At 72.8% G+C, this 17,829-nt stretch carries 13 protein-coding genes; 11 read left to right on the top strand and 2 right to left on the bottom strand.

From position 1 onward, the window contains the following. Positions 1-561: 561 nt before the first annotated feature. Positions 562-1,776 (top strand): S8 family peptidase, encoded by a 1,215-nt coding sequence (locus GCU69_RS04920; protein WP_098751795.1) that lies wholly within the window; start codon positions 562-564, stop codon positions 1,774-1,776. Positions 1,777-1,895: 119 nt separating this feature from the next. Here GCU69_RS04920 and GCU69_RS04915 read toward each other — a convergent pair whose 3' ends face one another. Continuing rightward, positions 1,896-2,678 (bottom strand): sulfite exporter TauE/SafE family protein, encoded by a 783-nt coding sequence (locus tag GCU69_RS04915; RefSeq protein ID WP_098751796.1) that lies wholly within the window; start codon positions 2,676-2,678, stop codon positions 1,896-1,898. Positions 2,679-2,896: 218 nt separating this feature from the next. On the opposite strand from GCU69_RS04915, the gene GCU69_RS04910 reads away from it, so the two are divergent. From GCU69_RS04910 to nirD, 4 genes are all read left to right on the top strand, one after another. After that, positions 2,897-3,499 (top strand): Uma2 family endonuclease, encoded by a 603-nt coding sequence (locus tag GCU69_RS04910; protein ID WP_235978233.1) that lies wholly within the window; start codon positions 2,897-2,899, stop codon positions 3,497-3,499. 150 nt (positions 3,500-3,649) lie between these two features. Beyond that, positions 3,650-5,092 (top strand): NAD(P)/FAD-dependent oxidoreductase, encoded by a 1,443-nt coding sequence (locus tag GCU69_RS04905; protein WP_156205221.1) that lies wholly within the window; start codon positions 3,650-3,652, stop codon positions 5,090-5,092. Position 5,093: 1 nt separating this feature from the next. Then, positions 5,094-7,724: a nitrite reductase large subunit NirB gene (nirB, locus tag GCU69_RS04900; RefSeq protein ID WP_156205220.1), complete on the top strand. Its 2,631-nt coding sequence runs from the start codon at positions 5,094-5,096 to the stop codon at positions 7,722-7,724. Beyond that, positions 7,724-8,134 (top strand): nitrite reductase small subunit NirD, encoded by a 411-nt coding sequence (nirD, locus tag GCU69_RS04895; RefSeq protein WP_156205219.1) that lies wholly within the window; start codon positions 7,724-7,726, stop codon positions 8,132-8,134. Before nirB ends, nirD begins: the two co-directional genes overlap by 1 nt. Positions 8,135-8,245: 111 nt before the next feature. On the opposite strand, the gene GCU69_RS04890 is transcribed toward nirD, so the two are convergent. Beyond that, positions 8,246-9,394: an endo-1,4-beta-xylanase gene (locus GCU69_RS04890; RefSeq protein WP_098751800.1), complete on the bottom strand. Its 1,149-nt coding sequence runs from the start codon at positions 9,392-9,394 to the stop codon at positions 8,246-8,248. Positions 9,395-9,523: 129 nt separating this feature from the next. Here GCU69_RS04890 and GCU69_RS04885 point away from each other — a divergent pair, with 129 nt between their 5' ends. The 6 genes from GCU69_RS04885 to GCU69_RS04860 all read left to right on the top strand — a co-directional run bounded on the left by GCU69_RS04885 (position 9,524) and on the right by GCU69_RS04860 (position 17,823). Further along, a complete protein-coding gene (locus tag GCU69_RS04885; protein ID WP_156205218.1) occupies positions 9,524-10,615 on the top strand; it encodes a LacI family DNA-binding transcriptional regulator in 1,092 nt (363 codons plus the stop codon). Positions 10,616-10,934: 319 nt separating this feature from the next. Beyond that, positions 10,935-12,245 carry an ABC transporter substrate-binding protein gene (locus tag GCU69_RS04880; protein WP_098751802.1) on the top strand — a complete coding sequence of 437 codons (1,311 nt, stop codon included), beginning with the start codon at positions 10,935-10,937 and terminating at the stop codon, positions 12,243-12,245. Beyond that, positions 12,246-13,199 carry a carbohydrate ABC transporter permease gene (locus GCU69_RS04875; RefSeq protein WP_098751803.1) on the top strand — a complete coding sequence of 318 codons (954 nt, stop codon included), beginning with the start codon at positions 12,246-12,248 and terminating at the stop codon, positions 13,197-13,199. Next, positions 13,196-14,107, top strand: coding sequence for a carbohydrate ABC transporter permease (locus GCU69_RS04870; protein WP_408055763.1), 912 nt, complete (start codon positions 13,196-13,198; stop codon positions 14,105-14,107). Before GCU69_RS04875 ends, GCU69_RS04870 begins: the two co-directional genes overlap by 4 nt. A 38-nt stretch (positions 14,108-14,145) precedes the next feature. After that, a complete protein-coding gene (locus tag GCU69_RS04865) occupies positions 14,146-16,824 on the top strand; it encodes a beta-xylosidase/alpha-l-arabinosidase (protein ID WP_098751804.1) in 2,679 nt (892 codons plus the stop codon). Between the two features lie 63 nt (positions 16,825-16,887). Beyond that, entirely contained in the window at positions 16,888-17,823 is a 936-nt protein-coding gene (locus GCU69_RS04860; protein WP_098751805.1) for an oxidoreductase, read from the top strand. Positions 17,824-17,829: the final 6 nt, after the last annotated feature.

Raw genomic sequence — 17,829 nt, 5'->3', positions numbered from 1 at the left:
CCGTACCGGACACGGCGGCACGGCACCCGGGCCGCCGTCCGGCACCGGCCGGTTCTCTCCCGCAGACATGCACATGACGATAGGGCGGGGCGGGCCGCGCCCCAAGAGCCCGCGGGATTCCGTGCGCCGCTTCACACCGGGCGACGGCCGGGGCCGCGGCCGGATGGCTTGTCCGGGACCGGTCACGCCTGTTCCGGCCGCGTACGGGCGGGGTCCGGCACACCCCGACCGGCGTTAACGTGAGCCGCGCAGCGCCGGGTTACCGGCGGTTCGGCACGTGCGAATCCCCACCCGCACGGCCTGCCCGCCGTCCCGCTGCGCCGTGTGCGGCACGCCATCGCGAGGGCGGGTGACGGCACGGCGAGCACCCCTCCCCGTACGGGCACGGCACGCCGGCACCCGTGTCCGTACGGGGGCGCTCCAACCTCCCCGCGCCCACACCCCAGCCGGGCGCGGTCACAGCCGCCCGCGCACCCCGGCGGGCGGCCGGAGGCCCCACCCCCGCAGCGGTCCCGGCCCACCCCGGCCGTGGCCGCGACGACCGAAAGGTACCCCTACGCGATGAAGCGTTCCCGCATCGGCGTGCTGCTGCTCGCCGCACCCCTGGCCCTGATACCGGGCACCGGCTCCGCCGCCCCCGTCGACGGCGACGGGTCCGACCGGCTGGTCTCGGTCCGGCAGGCGCCGGACGACCGGGCCCTGTCCGGCAGCTACATCGTCACGCTGAAGCCCGGAGCCGAGGCGAGGACCGTCGCCGAGCAGGTCTCCGAAGAGGCCGCCGAGAACGGTTCCGGCTCCGCGAGAGCCACCGCCCGCGTCAAGCTGAAGCACGTCTACACCGAGGCGCTGAACGGGTTCTCGGCGAAGCTCGACGCCGCCCAGCTGAAGGAGCTGCGCGGGCACGAGTCCGTCGCCGCCATCGAGGAGGACGCGGAGGTCACGGTCGACGCGACCCAGTACAACGCCCCCTGGGGCCTGGACCGCGTCGACCAGCGCAACCGTCCGCTGGACGGCGGCTACACCTACAGCCGCAACGGCTCCGGCGTCACCGCGTACATCATCGACACCGGCATCCAGACCTCCCACCCCGACTTCGGCGGCCGGGCGCAGAACGTCTACGACGCCTTCGGCGGCAACGGCCAGGACTGCCAGGGCCACGGCACGCACGTGGCCGGCACGGTCGGCGGCAGCACGTACGGAGTCGCCAAGGGCGTGGCGCTGCGCGGCGTCCGGGTGCTGAACTGCCAGGGCTCCGGTTCGATCTCGGGCATCGTCGCCGGGTTCGACTGGGTGCGGCAGAACGCCACCAAGCCCGCCGTGGCCAACGCCTCGCTCGGCGGCGGCTACTCCTCCGCGCTCAACAGCGCCGCCACCAACCTCGCCAACTCCGGCGTGCACCTGGCGGTCGCCGCGGGCAACGAGAACCAGAACGCCTGCAACGTCTCCCCCGCCAGCGCCCCCGGCACGATCACCGTCGCCGCCTCCGACAGCGCCGACCGCAAGGCGTCGTTCAGCAACTACGGCTCCTGCACCGATCTGTACGCCCCCGGGGTCTCGGTCACCTCGGCCCGGATGGGCGGCGGCAGCACCGCGATGAGCGGTACGTCGATGGCCTCGCCGCACGTCTCGGGCGTGGCCGCGCTCTACAAGTCGAGCTACGGCGACGCCTCGTCCTCGGCGGTCAACAACTGGATCGTGAGCAACGCGACGACCAACGTCATCAGCGGCAACTACAGCGGCACACCGAACCGGCTGCTGTTCAAGTCCGGCATGTGACCGAGGCGGCGGGCCCGCGCGTCTCCCGAGAGGGAGGAGCGCGGGCCCGTCGCGCGCCGCGCCGGTGGCACGGGGCCTGCGCCCGCTTCCCGGCAACCCCGGCCGCGGAGAGAGGTCCCTCAGGCCGCCCACTGGTCGTACGCCAGCTTCGCGACCAGGCCGACCACCACCACGACCAGCACCCCGCGCACGAAGCCGCTGCCCTTCTTGAGCGCCATCCGGGCACCGAGCGTGCCGCCCGCGAGGTTGAAGAGCGCCATCAGGGCGGCCAGCCGCCACAGCACCGTGCCCTGGTGGGCGAACATCACCAGGGCTCCGAAGTTGGTGCAGACATTGACGATCTTGGTGGTGGCGGAGGCCGTGACCAGGTCCATGTGCAGGATCGCGACCAGCGCGATGACCAGGAAGGTGCCGGTGCCGGGGCCGATCAGGCCGTCGTAGAAGCCGATGCCCAGGCCCGCGACCGCGATCGCGGCCAGCACCCGCCGGCGGGTCACCGGGCCGGGCGGCGGAGCGGTGCTGCCGAAGGCCGGGCGGAGCAGGACGAAGGCGAGCACGCCCAGCAGGATCACCATGATCAGCGGGCGCAGGACGGCGCTGTTGATGCCCGCCGCGAAGAAGGCCCCGGCGACGGACCCGGCGAGAGCGGCCAGCCCGATGCGCACGGCCGTCCGCACGTCGACCGGTGCCTTGCGGGTGTAGGTGATCGCGGCGGCGGAGGTCCCGACGATCGACACGGCCTTGTTGGTGCCCAGCAGATAGGCGGGCGGCAGCTGCGGGAACCCGACGAGGAGGGCCGGGAGCTGGAGCAGCCCGCCGCCCCCGACGACGGCGTCGATCCAGCCCGCGGCGAGGGCGGCCAGGCACAGCAGGGCCACTGCCGCCAGAGATATGTCGTCCATCGCCGCCGTTCTCGTTCCTGGCGCGGGCTCTCCGGCCTGCCGCGTCCGCGCACGATGCTACGACCGCCGCCCGGCGCCGCGACGGGCGGGCCCGCACACTCGTACGAGTGACTGGCGCCGCCCGTCCGGTCAGGGATGGCGCGGCAGCGCTACCGTGGAGTGCGGCGCCAGCTCCGGAGCCCGTGGGAGGACCGCATGACATCGATGCTCGAGCGCCGGTGACGATAAGCGATCCCGTCCCGGCAGACTTCGGCGAACTGTGCCGGACCGTGGAGGCGCTGCACCTGCCGGACGGCTACAGGGCCGAGATCATCAGGGGGAAGATCGTCGTGTCGCCGTGGTCCCGGGCGTATTACTGGCGTCCGGTGAAGTCGCTGCGGCGACAGCTGGAACCGCACGCTCCCGAAGGGCACGACGCCGACACGGCTCCCTTCCTGTTCGTGTTCCCCGAGGCCGCGCGCGCCTACGGCCCGGACCTGTTCGTGGCCGACGAGGCAGCCTTCGAACACCACAGCGTGCGCATCCCCGGCGAGGCGCTGTCCCTCGTCGCGCAGCTCACCCCGGTCTCGGCCAAGGACGAGGACTGGAGCGAGAAGCTCGCGGTGTACGGCCGTCAGGTGCCCGTGTATCTGCTGGTGGACATGCAGGCGGAGACCGTGACCGTGTTCTGGGGCCCTTCCGGGCAGGGATACCGATCCCGTACGACCGTGCCCTTCGGGGAGAAGCTGCGCGTGCCGGAGCCGTTCGGCTTCGAGCTGGACACCGACGGCTTCGCGGCTCCCGGGGAGGCGACTGCGGCCGGGACTGCGGGAACTCCCTGAGCTGATCCCCCGCCCCGCAGGGACGGTCCGCCCCCCCGCGGCGGCCGTGCCGGGGCTCACAGCCCGCCGTCCGGCGGATTGAGGGCAGCGTTGCCCGGGAGAAACAGCCGGGATGCGGTCGGGTAACAGCCGCGGCGCACGCTCAAGGGCATGACCTCGAACAGGGAGCCGCACCCGGACCCGGTGAGCCGCCGGCGCGTCGTCGTGATCGGCGGCGGCATGGCCGGTGCCCGGCTCGTGCAGCAGCTGGCCGCCCTCGGCGCGGCGGACTCCGCCGAGGTGACCGTGATCGGCGAGGAGCCGGGCGGCCCGTACAACCGGGTGCTGCTCGCGGACGTCCTCGCGGGCCGGTACGGACCCGATGTGATCGCGCTGCCCGCGCCGGACGCGTCCGTGCGGCGGCTGAGTGGGGTGCGGGCGGTGCGCATCGACCGCGACGCCCGCGTGGTGCTCTGCGACGACGGCCGGGGCGTGCCCTACGACTCGCTGGTGCTGGCCACCGGCTCCAACCCGGTGCTGCCGCCGCTGCGCGGGCTGTTCGAGCCCGACGGCGGGGAGCTGCCGGCCGGGGTGCACGCCTTCCGGACCCTCGACGACTGCCGGGCGCTCGACGACGCCGTACGCCCCGGCGCTCGCGCCGTGGTGATCGGCGGCGGACTGCTCGGGGTCTCGGCGGCGCGGGCGCTGGCCCGGCGCGGAGCCCAGGTGGTCCTCGCCCAGCAGGGCGAGCACCTCATGGAGCGGCACCTGGACGAGGGCGCGTCGGGACTGCTGCGCGGCCATCTGGAGGCGCTGGGTGTCGAGGTGCACACCGAGTGCCGGGTGCGCGGACTGCACACCACCCGCACCGCGGACGACCCGTCCGGCGCGGCGGACACCACAGGCCCCGCCGGCCAGTCCGGCGCGGCGGACGCCACGGATCCCCCCGGCCCGGCGCACCCCGCACACCCCGCACACCCCGCACACCCCGCGGCCAGGAGCGTGGCGGCCGTCGAACTCGCGGACGGCTTCCGGCTCGACGCCGACCTCGTCGTCCTGGCCTGCGGGGTCCGCCCCCGCACCGGGCTCGCGCGGGCCGCGGGGCTGGACGTGGCCCGCGGCGTCGTCGTCGACGACGAGCTGCGCACCAGCGATCCGCGCGTCCACGCGATCGGCGACTGCGCCGAGCACGACGGGGTCGTCTACGGCCTCGCGGGCGCGGCGCAGGAGCAGGCGGACGTGCTGGCGGCCGTGCTCGCCGGGGCCGCGGGCCGCTACCGCGGCACCCGGGCCCTGACCCGGCTCAGCCTGCCCGCCTGGACCGGGGCCGCCCCGGCCGGATCCGACGGCCCGGCCGCGCCCGCCGGTTCCGCCCCGCTCGACCTCGCCGTCTTCGGCGAGACCACCCCCGCACCGGGGGACGACGTCATCCATCTCTCCGACGCCACCCGCGGCGCCTACCGCAAGGTCGTCGTCCGCGGTGACCGGCTCGTCGGCGGGATCCTCCTCGGCGATCTCGGCACTGTCGGCGCGCTCGCCCGTACCTGGGAGGGCGACGAGCCGCTGCCCTCCGCACCCCTGCTCCACCTGCTCACCAACGACGGAGGTTGCTGAGATGGCACCGGACGAGACCACGGCGACCGCGCACACCGACGGGACCCCGCAGGCCCGGCCCACGATCGTGCTCGTCGGGCACGGCATGGTCGGCCAGCGGTTCCTGGAGGCCCTGGCCGAGCGCGGCGTGACCGGGCGGGCGCGGGTGGTGGTGCTCTGCGAGGAGCCCCGCGCCGCGTACGACCGGGTCCAGCTGACCTCGTACTTCTCCGGCCGGACGCCCGACGACCTGGCGCTCGGCGAGCCCGGCTTCACGGCCCGGCACGGCATCGAGCTGCACCTCGGCGACCCGGCGGAGAGCGTCGACCGCGGGGCGCGCACGGTCACCTCGCGCGCCGGGCTGACGTTCCGCTACGACACGCTGGTGCTGGCGACGGGCTCGTACCCGTTCGTGCCGCCCGTGCACGGCAAGGACGCGGAGGGCTGCTTCGTCTACCGCACCATCGAGGACCTGCTGGCGATCGAGGACTACGCGAAGACCGCGAAGACCGGCGCGGTCGTCGGCGGGGGTCTGCTGGGCCTGGAGGCCGCGGGCGCGCTCAAGGGACTGGGGCTCACGACGCACGTCGTGGAGTTCGCGCCGCGGCTGATGCCCGTCCAGGTCGACGAGGGCGGCGGCGCCGCGCTGCGCCGCACCGTCGAGGACATGGGCGTGGAGGTGCACACCGGCGTCGGCACCCAGGAGATCGAGGTCGGCGACACCGGCGCGGTGGCCGGGATGACGCTGTCCGACGGCACCTCGCTCGCCGCCGACCTGGTGGTCTTCTCCGCCGGTGTCCGGCCGCGCGACCAGCTGGCCCGGGACTGCGGGCTCGACGTGGGCGAGCGCGGCGGCATCGCGGTGGACGAGCGGTGCCGCACCTCGGACCCGGCGGTCTTCGCGATCGGCGAGTGCGCGCTGGCGGCGGACGGCCGGGTGTACGGCCTGGTCGCGCCCGGCTACGAGATGGCGGAGACGGCCGCCGACGCGATCTGCGGCGAGGAGGCGTCGTTCACCGGCGCCGACACCTCCACCAAGCTCAAACTGCTCGGGGTGGACGTGGCGAGCTTCGGCGACGCGCACGGCACCGCCGACGGCTGCCTGGACGTCGTCTACTCCGACTCCCGCTCGGGCGTCTACAAGAAGCTCGTCGTCGGCTCCGACGGCGCCCTGCTCGGCGGTGTGCTGGTCGGCGACGCCGACGCGTACGGCATGCTGCGCCCGCTGACCGGCTCCGTGCCGCCGCTCGCCCCCGAGCAGCTGGTGCTGCCCGCCGGAGTGGGCGCGCCCGCCGCGCTCGGCCCGTCGGCGCTCCCGGACGAGGCGGTGATCTGCAGCTGCCACAACGTCACCAAGGGCACGATCCGCGGCGCCGTCACCGAGCACCACTGCACCGGGGTGCCCGAGGTGAAGAAGTGCACCACGGCGGGCACCGGCTGCGGCTCCTGCGTGAAGGTGCTGACCCAACTGGTCAACGACGAGCTGGAGGCCGGGGGCGTCGTCGTCGACAAGGGCCTGTGCGGCTGCTTCGCGCACACCCGCGCCGAGCTGTACGAGATCGTCCGCGTCCGCCGGCTGACGTCGTACGCGCAGGTGCTGGACGAGCACGGCCGGGAGGAGGCGCGCGGCGGCGACGGCTGCGAGATCTGCAAGCCGGCCATCGGCTCGGTCATCGCCTCCCTCGCGCCCTCGATCGGCGCCGACGGCTATGTCCTGGACGGCGAGCAGGCCGCGCTCCAGGACACCAACGACCACTTCCTCGCCAACCTCCAGCGCAACGGCTCCTACTCGGTCGTACCGCGCGTCCCCGGCGGCGAGATCACCCCCGAGAAGCTGATCGTGATCGGCGAGGTGGCCCGGGACTTCGGGCTCTACACGAAGATCACCGGCGGCCAGCGGATCGACCTCTTCGGCGCCGGCGTGGACCAGCTCCCGCAGATCTGGGCGCGGCTCGTCGAGGCGGGCTTCGAGTCCGGGCACGCGTACGGCAAGGCGCTGCGCACCGTGAAGTCGTGCGTGGGGCAGACCTGGTGCCGCTACGGCGTGCAGGACTCGGTGCGGATGGCCATCGACCTGGAGCTGCGCTACCGGGGCCTGCGCTCCCCGCACAAGCTGAAGTCCGCGGTCTCCGGCTGCGCCCGGGAGTGCGCGGAGGCGCGCGGCAAGGACTTCGGCGTGATCGCCACGTCGAACGGCTGGAACCTCTACGTCGGCGGCAACGGCGGGGCCACTCCGCGCCACGCCGACCTGCTCGCCCAGGACCTGGACGACGAACAGCTGATCCGGCTGATCGACCGGTTCCTGATGTTCTACATCCGCACCGCGGACCGGCTGGAGCGCACCTCCACCTGGCTGGAGCGGATCGAGGGGGGCCTGGACCACGTACGGGACGTGGTGGTCGAGGACTCGCTCGGCATCTGCGACGAGCTGGAGCGGCTGATGGCCGACCACGTCGCGGGCTACCGGGACGAGTGGGCCGCGACCCTGGAGGACCCGGACCGGCTGCGCCGCTTCGTCTCCTTCGTCAACGCGCCCGGCACCCCCGACCCGTCCGTGCGGTTCGTGCCCGAGCGCGACCAGGTCAAGCCCGACCTGGATGTGCTGGCCGGTCCCGTCCTGCCCATTCGCACCCTGGAAGGGAGCAACGCCTGATGACGCTCGCAGTGGAGACCACACCGGCACCGCCGGAGCCGGCAGCCGCCCCGCAGGCCGCCCGGGACGGCCTGTGCACCGCCCGGGTCGAGATCCGGCTCGACGGCGGCTGGCACCCGGTGTGCGACGTCGCGCAGCTGACGCCCGGCCGGGGCGTGGCGGTGCTGCTGCCGGACGGCCGGCAGGCGGCCGTATTCCTGGACCGGACGGGCGGCGTGTACGCCATCGGCAACCAGGACCCGTTCACCGGCGCCTGGGTGCTCTCCCGCGGCCTGCTCGGGCGCGTGGGGGCGGCCGGCCGGCCGTTCGTCGCCTCCCCGCTGCTGAAGCAGCGCTTCGACCTGACGACGGGCAGCTGCCTGGACGACGACACCGTGTCCGTCCCGGCCTATTCCGTACGGACCCGGTGAACCGCCGTTCCCCGCGGTGAACCGCCGCCCCCCGCTCCCGCTGCTCCCGCGGCCGTCCGGCCCGCCTCCCGCCCCTCCCCGGCGGGGGCGCGCCGGACGCCGCCGCGCGGGTCAGTGGCGCCGGGGCCAGAGGTGCTTCAGACCCTCGATCTGGAAGGCCAGCCGCGTCGCGTAGTAGGCGGGCTTGCGCTGGTACTCCTCGTCGTAGAGCAGCGCCGCGCCCTCGCCCTCGAACCAGCCGGGGATCCAGGAGTCGGCGTCGGAGGCGCCCCACACGGTGACGCCGTCGCAGCGGTCGACGGCGAGGCAGGCGTCGGTGACCGCCTTGTACTCACGCGCCTGCTGCCTCAGCTTCTGCTCGGTGGCCGGGGTCTCCATCCGGATGTCGAGTTCGGTGACGACGACGTCCACCCCGAGGTCGGCGAAGCGCTGGAGGTTCGCCCGCATGGAGTCGGGCTCCTGGCCGAGGACCAGGTGGCCCTGGAAGCCGACACCGTGGATCGGCACGCCTTCCGCCTTGAGCTTCTTGACCAGCTCGTACATGCCGTCGCTCTTCGGACCGAGGCCGTCGGTGTTGTAGTCGTTGATGTACAGCTCGGCCTCGGGGTCCGCCTTGTGGGCGGCGCGGAAGGCGTCGGCGATGTAGTCCTCGCCGAGCTTGTCGTAGAAGACGGTCTCCCGGAACGTGCCGTCCTCGTTGAACGCCTCGTTCACCACGTCCCAGCGGTCGACGCGGCCCCGGTAGCGGCCCGCCTCGGTGGCGATGTGGTCCGTCATGATCTCGCGCAGTTCCGCCGCGTCGAAGTCACCCTCGCCCAGCCATGCCGGGAGCTGGCTGTGCCAGACCAGGACGTGCCCGTAGAGCTGCTGGCCGTTGGCGTCGGCGTAGTCGGCGATCCTGTCGGCGGCCGCCCAGTCGTACCGGCCGCGCTCGGGCTCGACCGACTCCCACTTCATGGCGTTCTCGGGAGTGATGCTGTTGAACTGCTCGCGGACGATCTCCTCGTACACCGGATCGTCCAGTTTGTCGGCGTTGACGGCCACGCCCGCGAACCGGTCCGAGGCGGCGGCGGCCCCGCGCAGGGTGTTCCAGGAGGTGTGACGGGCCTTTCCGTGGCCCTTACCGTGTCCCTGCGCCTGCTTTTGGGCATGGGTCTCGGCGGCGGAGGCGGATTCGGCAGTCGTCACGCCGGCGGCCCCGAGCAGGGCGGTCGTGGCCAGTGCGGCCACAACGGCTCTTCGGTAGCGCAGTAGATTCATGGAGTGGTTCCCTCTCTGCTTCACGTGGCTCCGATTTTCCGGAAGACTACTGCAAGTTTTCGGAGGGGTGCCGGGAAACGGTAAGGGCGGCGGATCAGCCCGTCAACGGGTGTGTTGCAAGGAGGTTTCATGACGGTCGAGGACGCCGGGCAGTCACGGTCCAAGGTGACGATCACGGCCATCGCACAGGAGGCCGGGGTGTCCGTGCCCACGGTCTCCCGGGTGGTCAACGGCCGGTCGGACGTCTCCCCGGAGACCCGCGCACGGGTGGAGGACCTGCTGCGGCGCCACGGCTACCAGCGACGGGTCGCCGCCGCGGCGCGGGAACGGGCGGGACTTCTGGACCTGGTCTTCAGCGATCTCGACAGCCCCTGGGCCGTGGAGATCATCCGGGGTGTCGAGGAGGTGGCGCACGCGGCCGGCATGGGCACGGTCGTCTCGGCCACCCACGGGCGCACGGGCGCGACCCGGCAGTGGATGGAAAACCTCCGCGACCGGGCCTCCGACGGCGTGATCCTCGTCACGTCGGCGATCGAACCGCCGCTCCAGGAGGAGCTGCGGCGGCTCGACGTACCGGTCGTCGTGGTGGACCCGGAGGGCTCCCCGGCCCTGGAGACCCCGACCGTCGGGGCCACCAACTGGGCCGGCGGCATGGCCGCCACCGAGCATCTGCTGGAACTCGGGCACCGCCGGATCGGCTTCATCGCCGGACCCGCGCGACTGCTGTGCAGCCGGGCCCGGATGGACGGCTACCGGACGGCCCTGGAGGCCGCCGACGTACCCGCCGACGAGGCCCTGGTGGTGCGCGGCGACTTCTACCACGAGTCCGGATTCACCGGCTGCCAGGCCCTGATGGACCTGCCCGAGCCGCCCACCGCCATCTTCGCCTCCAGCGACCAGATGGCGCTCGGCGCGATCGAGGCGCTGCGCCGCCGGGGCCTGCGGGTGCCGGACGACATCAGCGTCATCGGCTTCGACGACCTGCCCGAGATGCGCTGGGCGTCGCCGCCGCTGACGACCGTACGGCAGCCGCTGGCCGAGATGGGCAAGGTCGCGGCGCGCACGGTGCTGCGCCAGTCGCGGGGCGAGGAGCTGGACTCGCCGCGGGTCGAGCTGGCGACCGAACTCGTCGTACGGGCGAGCACGGCCCCTCCCCGGGACCAGGCCGCCGCCCCGGCGACCCCCGCGGCCGCGCCCGCCCCGACGGCCGCGCCCTCCTGAGGGCTGCCCCGTAATCCCCGGCGGACCGGCGCGCGGTGACCGGACGCACCGCCCCGCGAGGCGGAGGGTTCCCCCATACCGGGAACTTCCCGGCATATCCGGGCGATCCGGCGGCGCGGCGAGGTGCCGCGGCCGCCGTCGTGCGCCCACCGGGGATTACGGGACAGCCCTCGGCGGCCCGGCGGGCGCCTCCGGCCGGGCGCGGACGACTGCATCACGTCCCGATAAATTCGGTCAGAAGCGTTGACACAGACAACACACCTCCGTAGCTTCCAGGCAATCGACCGATAATTTTCGGAAAGCTTCCGGAAGGTGTGCCATGAGGACCAACCTGTCACGTCGGCGCGGCAGAGCACTTGCCGCGTTCACGGCCGCGATCGTCACCTCAACTGTCCTGGCCGGCTGTGGCAGTGGCGGTCCGGACGAGGCCGGAGGCGGCGGTGAGGGCACTCTCGACGTCTGGGTCTACCAGGACGCCTCCACCAAGGTGCAGGAAGAACTGGTCAAGCGTTTCAACAAGCAGTCCGACGTCAAGGTCAAGCTGACCCAGGTCGCGGGCGACAGCTACCAGGACAAGATGCGTACCGCGATGGGCACCCCCAATGCCCCGGACGTCTTCTTCAACTGGGGCGGCGGCAGCATCGCCAACTTCGTCGAGAAGGACATGCTCGTCGACCTGACGCCGGAGTTCGAGAAGGACGCCGAGCTGAAGAAGGCGTTCATCCCCTCGGTCGTGGACTCGGGCCGGGTCAATGACAAGATCTACGGCGTCCCGATGCGCGGCATGCAGCCCGTCCTGCTCTTCATGAACACGGACGTCTTCGAGAAGGCCGGCGCGGAGAAGCCCGAGAGCTGGGAAGACCTGCTGGCCCTGGTCGACACGTTCAAGAAGGAGGGCGTGACCCCGTTCGCCCTCGCCGGTGCCGACGGCTGGCCCGAGCTGATGTGGGTGGAGTACCTCCTCGACCGCTTCGGCGGCGCCGAGGTCTTCAAGCGCATCCAGGACGGCGACTCCAGCGGCTGGGAGGACCCGGCGGTGATGAAGACCGCCGAGACCGTCGAGGACCTGGTGGACCGGGGCGCGTTCGGCAAGAACTTCGCCTCCGTCAACTACACCGAGGACGGCGCCTCCACCCTGTTCGCCAAGGGCAAGGCGGCCATGCACCTGATGGGCAGCTGGGAGTACTCCAACCAGCAGGCCAACCAGCCGGAGTTCGCCAAGGAAGCCCTCGACTACACCACCTTCCCGGCCGTTCCCGGCGGCAAGGGCGACATCAAGAACGTCGTCGGCAACCCCACGAACTACTGGTCGATCAACAAGAAGGCCGAGGAGCAGGAAGCCGCTCTGGAGTTCGTGAAGTTCGCGGCCGAGGACCAGTACATCGAGGACCTGGTCGCCAACGGCGACGTCCCGACCACCTCGGACGCCGAGAGCCGCCTGGACAAGCACGCCAACCCGGAGTACGCGAAGTTCCAGTACAACCTGGTCAAGGAAGCACCGGACTTCACCCTCTCCTGGGACCAGGCGCTCTCCGCCCAGCAGGCGGAGCCGACGCTCACCAACATCCAGAAGCTGTTCAACGGCCAGCTCACGGCGCAGCAGTTCGTCGACGCCATGAAGGGTCTGTAAATGCCGGTCAGTTCCACCCGGCTCCCGGTGAGGAAGGCGCCCGAGGCGGCGCCTTCCTCCCGGGCGTCCGGCTCGAAGGGCGCGGGGCGCCCCGGCCTCGGCTGGGCCGTCCCCGGCCTGCTGTTCTTCACCCTGTTCGCGATCGTGCCGATGATCATGGTCATCGTGCTCTCGTTCACGTCCTGGCAGGGCCTCGGGATGCCGAGCTTCAACGGCACCGAGAACTGGTCACGGCTCTGGAACGACCCCGTGATGCGCCAGGGCATCACGCTGAGCCTGCTGCTCACGCTGTTCAGCTGGATGGTCCAGACGCCGATCGCCCTGCTGATCGGGGTCTGGTCGGCCGGCCGCCAGCGCGCCCGCGCCGTCCTCTCGGCGATCTTCTTCCTGCCGCTGCTGGCGTCCTCGGTGGCGCTCGGCCTGCTGTGGAAGTCGCTGCTCGACCCGAACTTCGGCCTGATCGCCGACATCGGCCCCTGGATCGGCTTCTCCGACGGCAACCTGCTCGGCAGCGAGCGCGGTGCCTTCGCGGCCATCGTGTTCGTGGCGTCCTGGCAGTTCATCCCGCTGCACACGCTGCTCTACCAGGGCGGCGCCCGGCAGATCCCCAAGTCGCTGTACGACGCGGCCTACGTCGACGGCGCGGGAACGGTCCGGCAGTTCTTCAGCATCACGCTGCCGCAGCTCAAGAACACCATCATCACCTCGTCGGTGCTGATGGTCGTCGGCGCGCTGACGTTCTTCGACACGGTGCTGATCCTCACCGAGGGCGGCCCCGGAACCTCCACCGCCATCGTGCCCTACCACATGTACAACACCGGGTTCGAAGCCTTTGAAATGGGCTACGCCAGCGCCATCGCCACCGTCCTGGTGATCGTGGCCACCGGCGTCTCCCTGCTCCTCGTACGCATCACCGGCTTCGGCGCCATGCGCAGTACCCGGGAGGGAATGTGACCGACGTGCTGCACCGCCCCGCTCCCTCCGGCGAAGGCTCAGGGCCGGGCAAGTCCCCGGTCCGGGTCTCGTCGAAGTCCCGGCGCCCGCTGTGGCGCCGCTGGAACATCCCCGCCGGCTTCGGCGCCCTGATCTGGCTCGTCGTCATCGGCGCGCCGCTGTACGCCCTGGTGGCGTCCACGCTGCGGACCCGCGACGACTACCTGGAGAAGGGCGCGCTGTCCATCCCCGGCGAGCCCACGCTGGAGAACTACAACAAGGTGCTGGAGAGCAGCTTCTTCCAGTACCTGGTGAACACGGCGATCGTCACCGTGGCCTCCGCGGCCATCGTGATCGTGCTGTCGGTGACGATCGGCTACACCGTCGTGCGGACCCGCACCCGCATGTCCCAGCGCTTCTTCCAGGTGTTCCTGCTCGGGCTGGCGATCCCCGCCCAGGCAGTGATCATCCCGGTCTACCTGATCATCACCAAGCTGAACCTGTACGACTCCCTGCTCGGCATCATCCTCCCGGTCTCCGCGTTCTCGCTACCGGTGTGCGTGCTGATCCTCTCCGGCACGATGCGGGACATCGACGAGGAGATGTACGAGTCGATGGCGCTGGACGGGGCCGGCCCCGCCCGGATCCTGTGGCAGCTCGTCGTTCCGCTGTCCCGGTCCGGGATCTCCACGGTCGGTGTCTACGCCGCCCTCCAGGCGTGGAACAACTTCCTCTTCCCGCTGATTCTCACCCAGTCGCAGGAGACGAAGGTCCTGACGCTCGGCCTGTACGACTTCGTCGGCCAGTTCCGGGTGGACATCCCGGCGCTGCTCGCGGCCGTCGTGCTGTCGATCGTGCCCATCTTCGTCGTGTACCTCTTCGCCCGCCGTCAGCTGGTCAACGGCCTGATGGGCGTGGGTGGCAAATGAGCGGCGATCCGCTGCCCCACCAGCCGGACAGGAGTCCCATGCAGCACGAGACGAGCGGCCCCTGGCAGGACACCTCGCTGCCCGCGGCCACCCGCGTCAACGACCTGATCTCCCGGATGACCCTGGAGGAGAAGCTCGCCCAGCTCTACGGCATCTGGCCGGGTTCCGACGCGGACGGCGAGGACGTCGCGCCGATGCAGCACGAGGTGACCGCCTCGTCCGCGTCCACGGACACCGACACCCTGCTCACGCACGGGCTGGGGCAGCTCACCCGGACCTTCGGCACCGCGCCCCTCGGCGGCGCCGAGGGGGCGGAGGCGCTCGCCCGCACCCAGGAGCGCATCGTCGCGAGCAATCGTTTCGGCATCCCGGCGCTCGCGCACGAGGAATGCCTGACCGGCTTCACCACCTGGGGCGCGACCATCTTCCCGACCCCGCTCGCGTGGGGCGCGTCCTTCGACCCGGCCCTGGTCGGCCGGGCCGCGGAGCTGATCGGCGCGTCGATGCGCGCGGTCGGCATCCACCAGGCCCTCTCCCCCGTCCTCGACGTCGTGCGCGACCCGCGCTGGGGGCGGACCGAGGAGTCGATCAGCGAGGACCCGTACCTGGTGGCGACCGTGGGCACGGCATACGTCCGCGGTCTGGAGGCCGGCGGTGTCATCGCCACGCTGAAGCACTTCGCCGGCTACGCCGCCTCCCGGGGCGGGCGCAACCACGGCCCGGTGTCCGCCGGGCCCCGGGAGCTGGCGGACATCGTCCTGCCGCCCTTCGAGCTGGCCCTGCGGGACGGCGGCGCCCGGTCGGTCATGGCCGCCTACAACGAGATCGACGGGGTCCCCTCGACGGCCAACGTCTGGCTGCTGACCACGCTGCTCCGCGAGGAGTGGGGCTTCACCGGCACCGTCGTCGCCGACTACTTCGGCATCGGCTTCCTGGAGATGGCCCACAAGGTGGCCGGCTCGCGGGCCGAGTCCGCCGGACTGGCGCTCACCGCGGGCGTGGACGTCGAACTGCCCGGCGTGGACTGCTACGGCACCCCGCTGCGCGACGCCATCCGCGACGGGGACGTCCCGGAGAGCCTGGTCGACCGGGCCCTCACCCGGGTCCTGCGGCAGAAGTGCGAACTGGGGCTGCTCGACCCGGACTGGTCACCGCAGCCGGACGCGCTGGCCGGCCCGCCGGCGGCCGCCGGTGCGACCCCGGACGCGGCGGCCTCGTCCGGCGCCGCCGGGCCCGCCCCGGACGAGGCGGACGCCTCCGCCGACGGGGAGATCCTCGCCCCGCTGACGGCGGCCCGGGAGCGGACCCTCCGCACCCGCTCCACCTCCGGCGCCGTCGACCTCGACCCCGAGGAGATGCGCACCCTGGCCCGGCAGCTCGCGGAGGAGTCCGTGGTGCTGCTCTCCGACGACGCCGGTGTGCTGCCCCTCGCCACCTCGCCCGGCACCCGGATCGCCGTCGTGGGCCCGATGGCCGACGACCCGGCCGCGATGCTCGGCTGCTACACCTTCCCGCGCCACGTCGGTGTCGAGCACCCGGACCTGCCGATGGGCGTCGAGGTCCCCACGCTGCTCGACTCGCTGCGCTCGGCCTTCCCCGGCGCGGAGATCTCGCACGCCGTCGGCTGCCCGCCGCCGCGGGGCACGGCCGAGAAGGACCACGACACGGCCGCGGCCGCCGACGAGGCCGACGCCCTCACCGAGGCGCTGGCGCTGACGGCCGGGGCCGACGTGTGCGTGGCCGTGGTCGGCGACCGCTCCGGACTGTTCGGCCGGGGCACCTCCGGCGAGGGCTGCGACTCCCCCGACCTGGAACTCCCGGGCGGCCAGGGCGCGCTGCTGGACGCCCTGCTCTCCACCGGCACGCCCGTCGTGCTCGTGGTGCTGTCCGGCCGGCCGTACGCGCTGGGCCGGTACGCCGGGGACCGCCGCCCCGAGGGCGCGCCCTCGGCCGCCGCGGTCGTCCAGGCGTTCTTCCCGGGCGAGGAGGGCGGCCCGGCCGTCGCCGGAGTGCTGTCCGGACAGGTCAACCCGTCCGGCCGGCTGCCGGTCAGCGTGCCGTACGGCTCCGGCGGCCAGCCCTGGACGTACCTGTCCCCGCCGCTCGGCTACGAGGCCGGGCCCAGCTCGCTCGACCCGACGCCGCTGTACTCCTTCGGCCACGGCCTGTCGTACACCGGCTTCAGCTGGGAGGACGCCGGGCTCGTCACCGCGGGCCCCGACGGCGACGGCGCGGACGGCACCGGCCCGGCGCTGCTGCGCACGGACGGCGAGGCGACCGTGCGGCTCACCGTGCGCAACACCGGTGACCGGGCCGGCACGGAGGTCGTGCAGCTGTATCTGAACGACCCGGTGGCCCGGACGACCCGTCCGGTGAACCGGCTCATCGGCTACACCCGGGTGCCGCTGGGTCCCGGCGAGTCCGCGGAGGTCCGCTTCGGCTTCCACCCGGACCTCGCCGCGTACACCGACGCCGGCGGCCGCCGCGTCGTCGAGCCGGGCGATCTGGAGCTGCGGCTCTCGGCGTCCAGCACCGACGTCCGGCACCGGCTGGCAATCCGGCTGACCGGGCCGGAGCGCACCGCCGGGCACAGCCGGCGCATGGTCTGCGCGGCCATGGTGCACCGGCTCGGCGCGCCCGGCCAGGTCCCGGCGCAGACGCCGGAGCAGCCGCAGAGCGGCGCGGCACCTCTCGCGCCCTCCGGCCGGCCGTCCTAGGCTGACGGGCGGGCCCCTTCCGGGCCCGCCCCACGCCGGACGAGCCGAGACGAGGAGCCGGGCGTGCAGCGCTGGACCGCGAGCGACATCCCCGACCGAGGCGGCAGCACCGCGGTGGTGACCGGGGCCAACGGCGGCCTCGGCCTCGTCACCGCCCGCGAACTCGCCCGGCACGGCGCCCGGGTGGTGCTGGCGTGCCGTGACGAGCAGCGCGGCAAGGAGGCCGAGACCCGGATCCGCGCCGAGGTCCCGGACGCGGAGCTGCACCTCGCCCGGCTGGACCTCGCGGACCTGTCCTCCGTACGGGAATTCGCCCGCGCCCACCGCTCGTACACCGGCGGACGGCTCGATCTGCTGGTGAACAACGCCGGAGTGATGGCGCTGCCGCACCGCCGGACGGTGGACGGCTTCGAGATGCAGTTCGGAGTGAACCACCTCGGCCATTTCGCCCTCACCGGGCTGCTGCTGCCCGATCTGCTCGCCGCCCCGGCAGCCCGGGTGGTGACGGTCTCCAGCTTCCTGCACGCCCTGGCCAACGTGGACCTGCACGACCTGGGCAGCGACAGCCGCTACCGCCGCTGGATCGCGTACGCCCGCTCCAAGAGCGCCAACCTGCTGTTCACCCACGAGCTGTCCCGGCGCCTCTACCGGGCGGGCCGGGACGTCCTCGCCGCGGCCGCCCATCCCGGCTACGCCGCCACGAACCTCCAGACCGCGGGGCCGCGCATGGAGGGACGGCGGTCCGCCGAGCGCGTCATGGAACTGGGCAACCGGCTGCTGGCCCAGCCCGCCGAAGCGGGCGCGCTCCCCGTGCTGTTCGCCGCCACCGCCCCCGGCGCCCGCCCCGACGGCTTCTACGGCCCCGGCCCGCTGGGCCTGCGCGGCGCGCCCCGGAAGTCCTGGCGCGCCCCGTGGACGCGGGACGACACCGCCGGCGAGCTGCTGTGGGCGGCCTCGGAACGGCTCACGGGCGTGGGCTACGGGACCTCCGGGATCTGAACCCGT

The organism is Streptomyces lycii (assembly GCF_009735685.1).
Taxonomy (GTDB): domain Bacteria; phylum Actinomycetota; class Actinomycetes; order Streptomycetales; family Streptomycetaceae; genus Streptomyces; species Streptomyces lycii.
The sequence above is the reverse complement of the archived record's forward strand: the minus strand, read 5'-3'. Positions and strand labels throughout refer to the sequence as shown.

Excerpts from the sequence above, each read along its gene's own strand:
- nirD (WP_156205219.1), top strand. The coding sequence starts at position 7,724 with ATGACGCTCGCAGTGGAGACCACACCGGCACCGCCGGAGCCGGCAGCC.
- GCU69_RS04885 (WP_156205218.1), top strand. The coding sequence starts at position 9,524 with ATGACGGTCGAGGACGCCGGGCAGTCACGGTCCAAGGTGACGATCACG.
- GCU69_RS04920 (WP_098751795.1), top strand. The coding sequence starts at position 562 with ATGAAGCGTTCCCGCATCGGCGTGCTGCTGCTCGCCGCACCCCTGGCC.
- nirB (WP_156205220.1), top strand. The coding sequence starts at position 5,094 with ATGGCACCGGACGAGACCACGGCGACCGCGCACACCGACGGGACCCCG.
- GCU69_RS04905 (WP_156205221.1), top strand. The coding sequence starts at position 3,650 with ATGACCTCGAACAGGGAGCCGCACCCGGACCCGGTGAGCCGCCGGCGC.
- GCU69_RS04880 (WP_098751802.1), top strand. The coding sequence starts at position 10,935 with ATGAGGACCAACCTGTCACGTCGGCGCGGCAGAGCACTTGCCGCGTTC.
- GCU69_RS04915 (WP_098751796.1), bottom strand. The coding sequence starts at position 2,678 with ATGGACGACATATCTCTGGCGGCAGTGGCCCTGCTGTGCCTGGCCGCC.
- GCU69_RS04865 (WP_098751804.1), top strand. The coding sequence starts at position 14,146 with ATGCAGCACGAGACGAGCGGCCCCTGGCAGGACACCTCGCTGCCCGCG.
- GCU69_RS04890 (WP_098751800.1), bottom strand. The coding sequence starts at position 9,394 with ATGAATCTACTGCGCTACCGAAGAGCCGTTGTGGCCGCACTGGCCACG.
- GCU69_RS04875 (WP_098751803.1), top strand. The coding sequence starts at position 12,246 with ATGCCGGTCAGTTCCACCCGGCTCCCGGTGAGGAAGGCGCCCGAGGCG.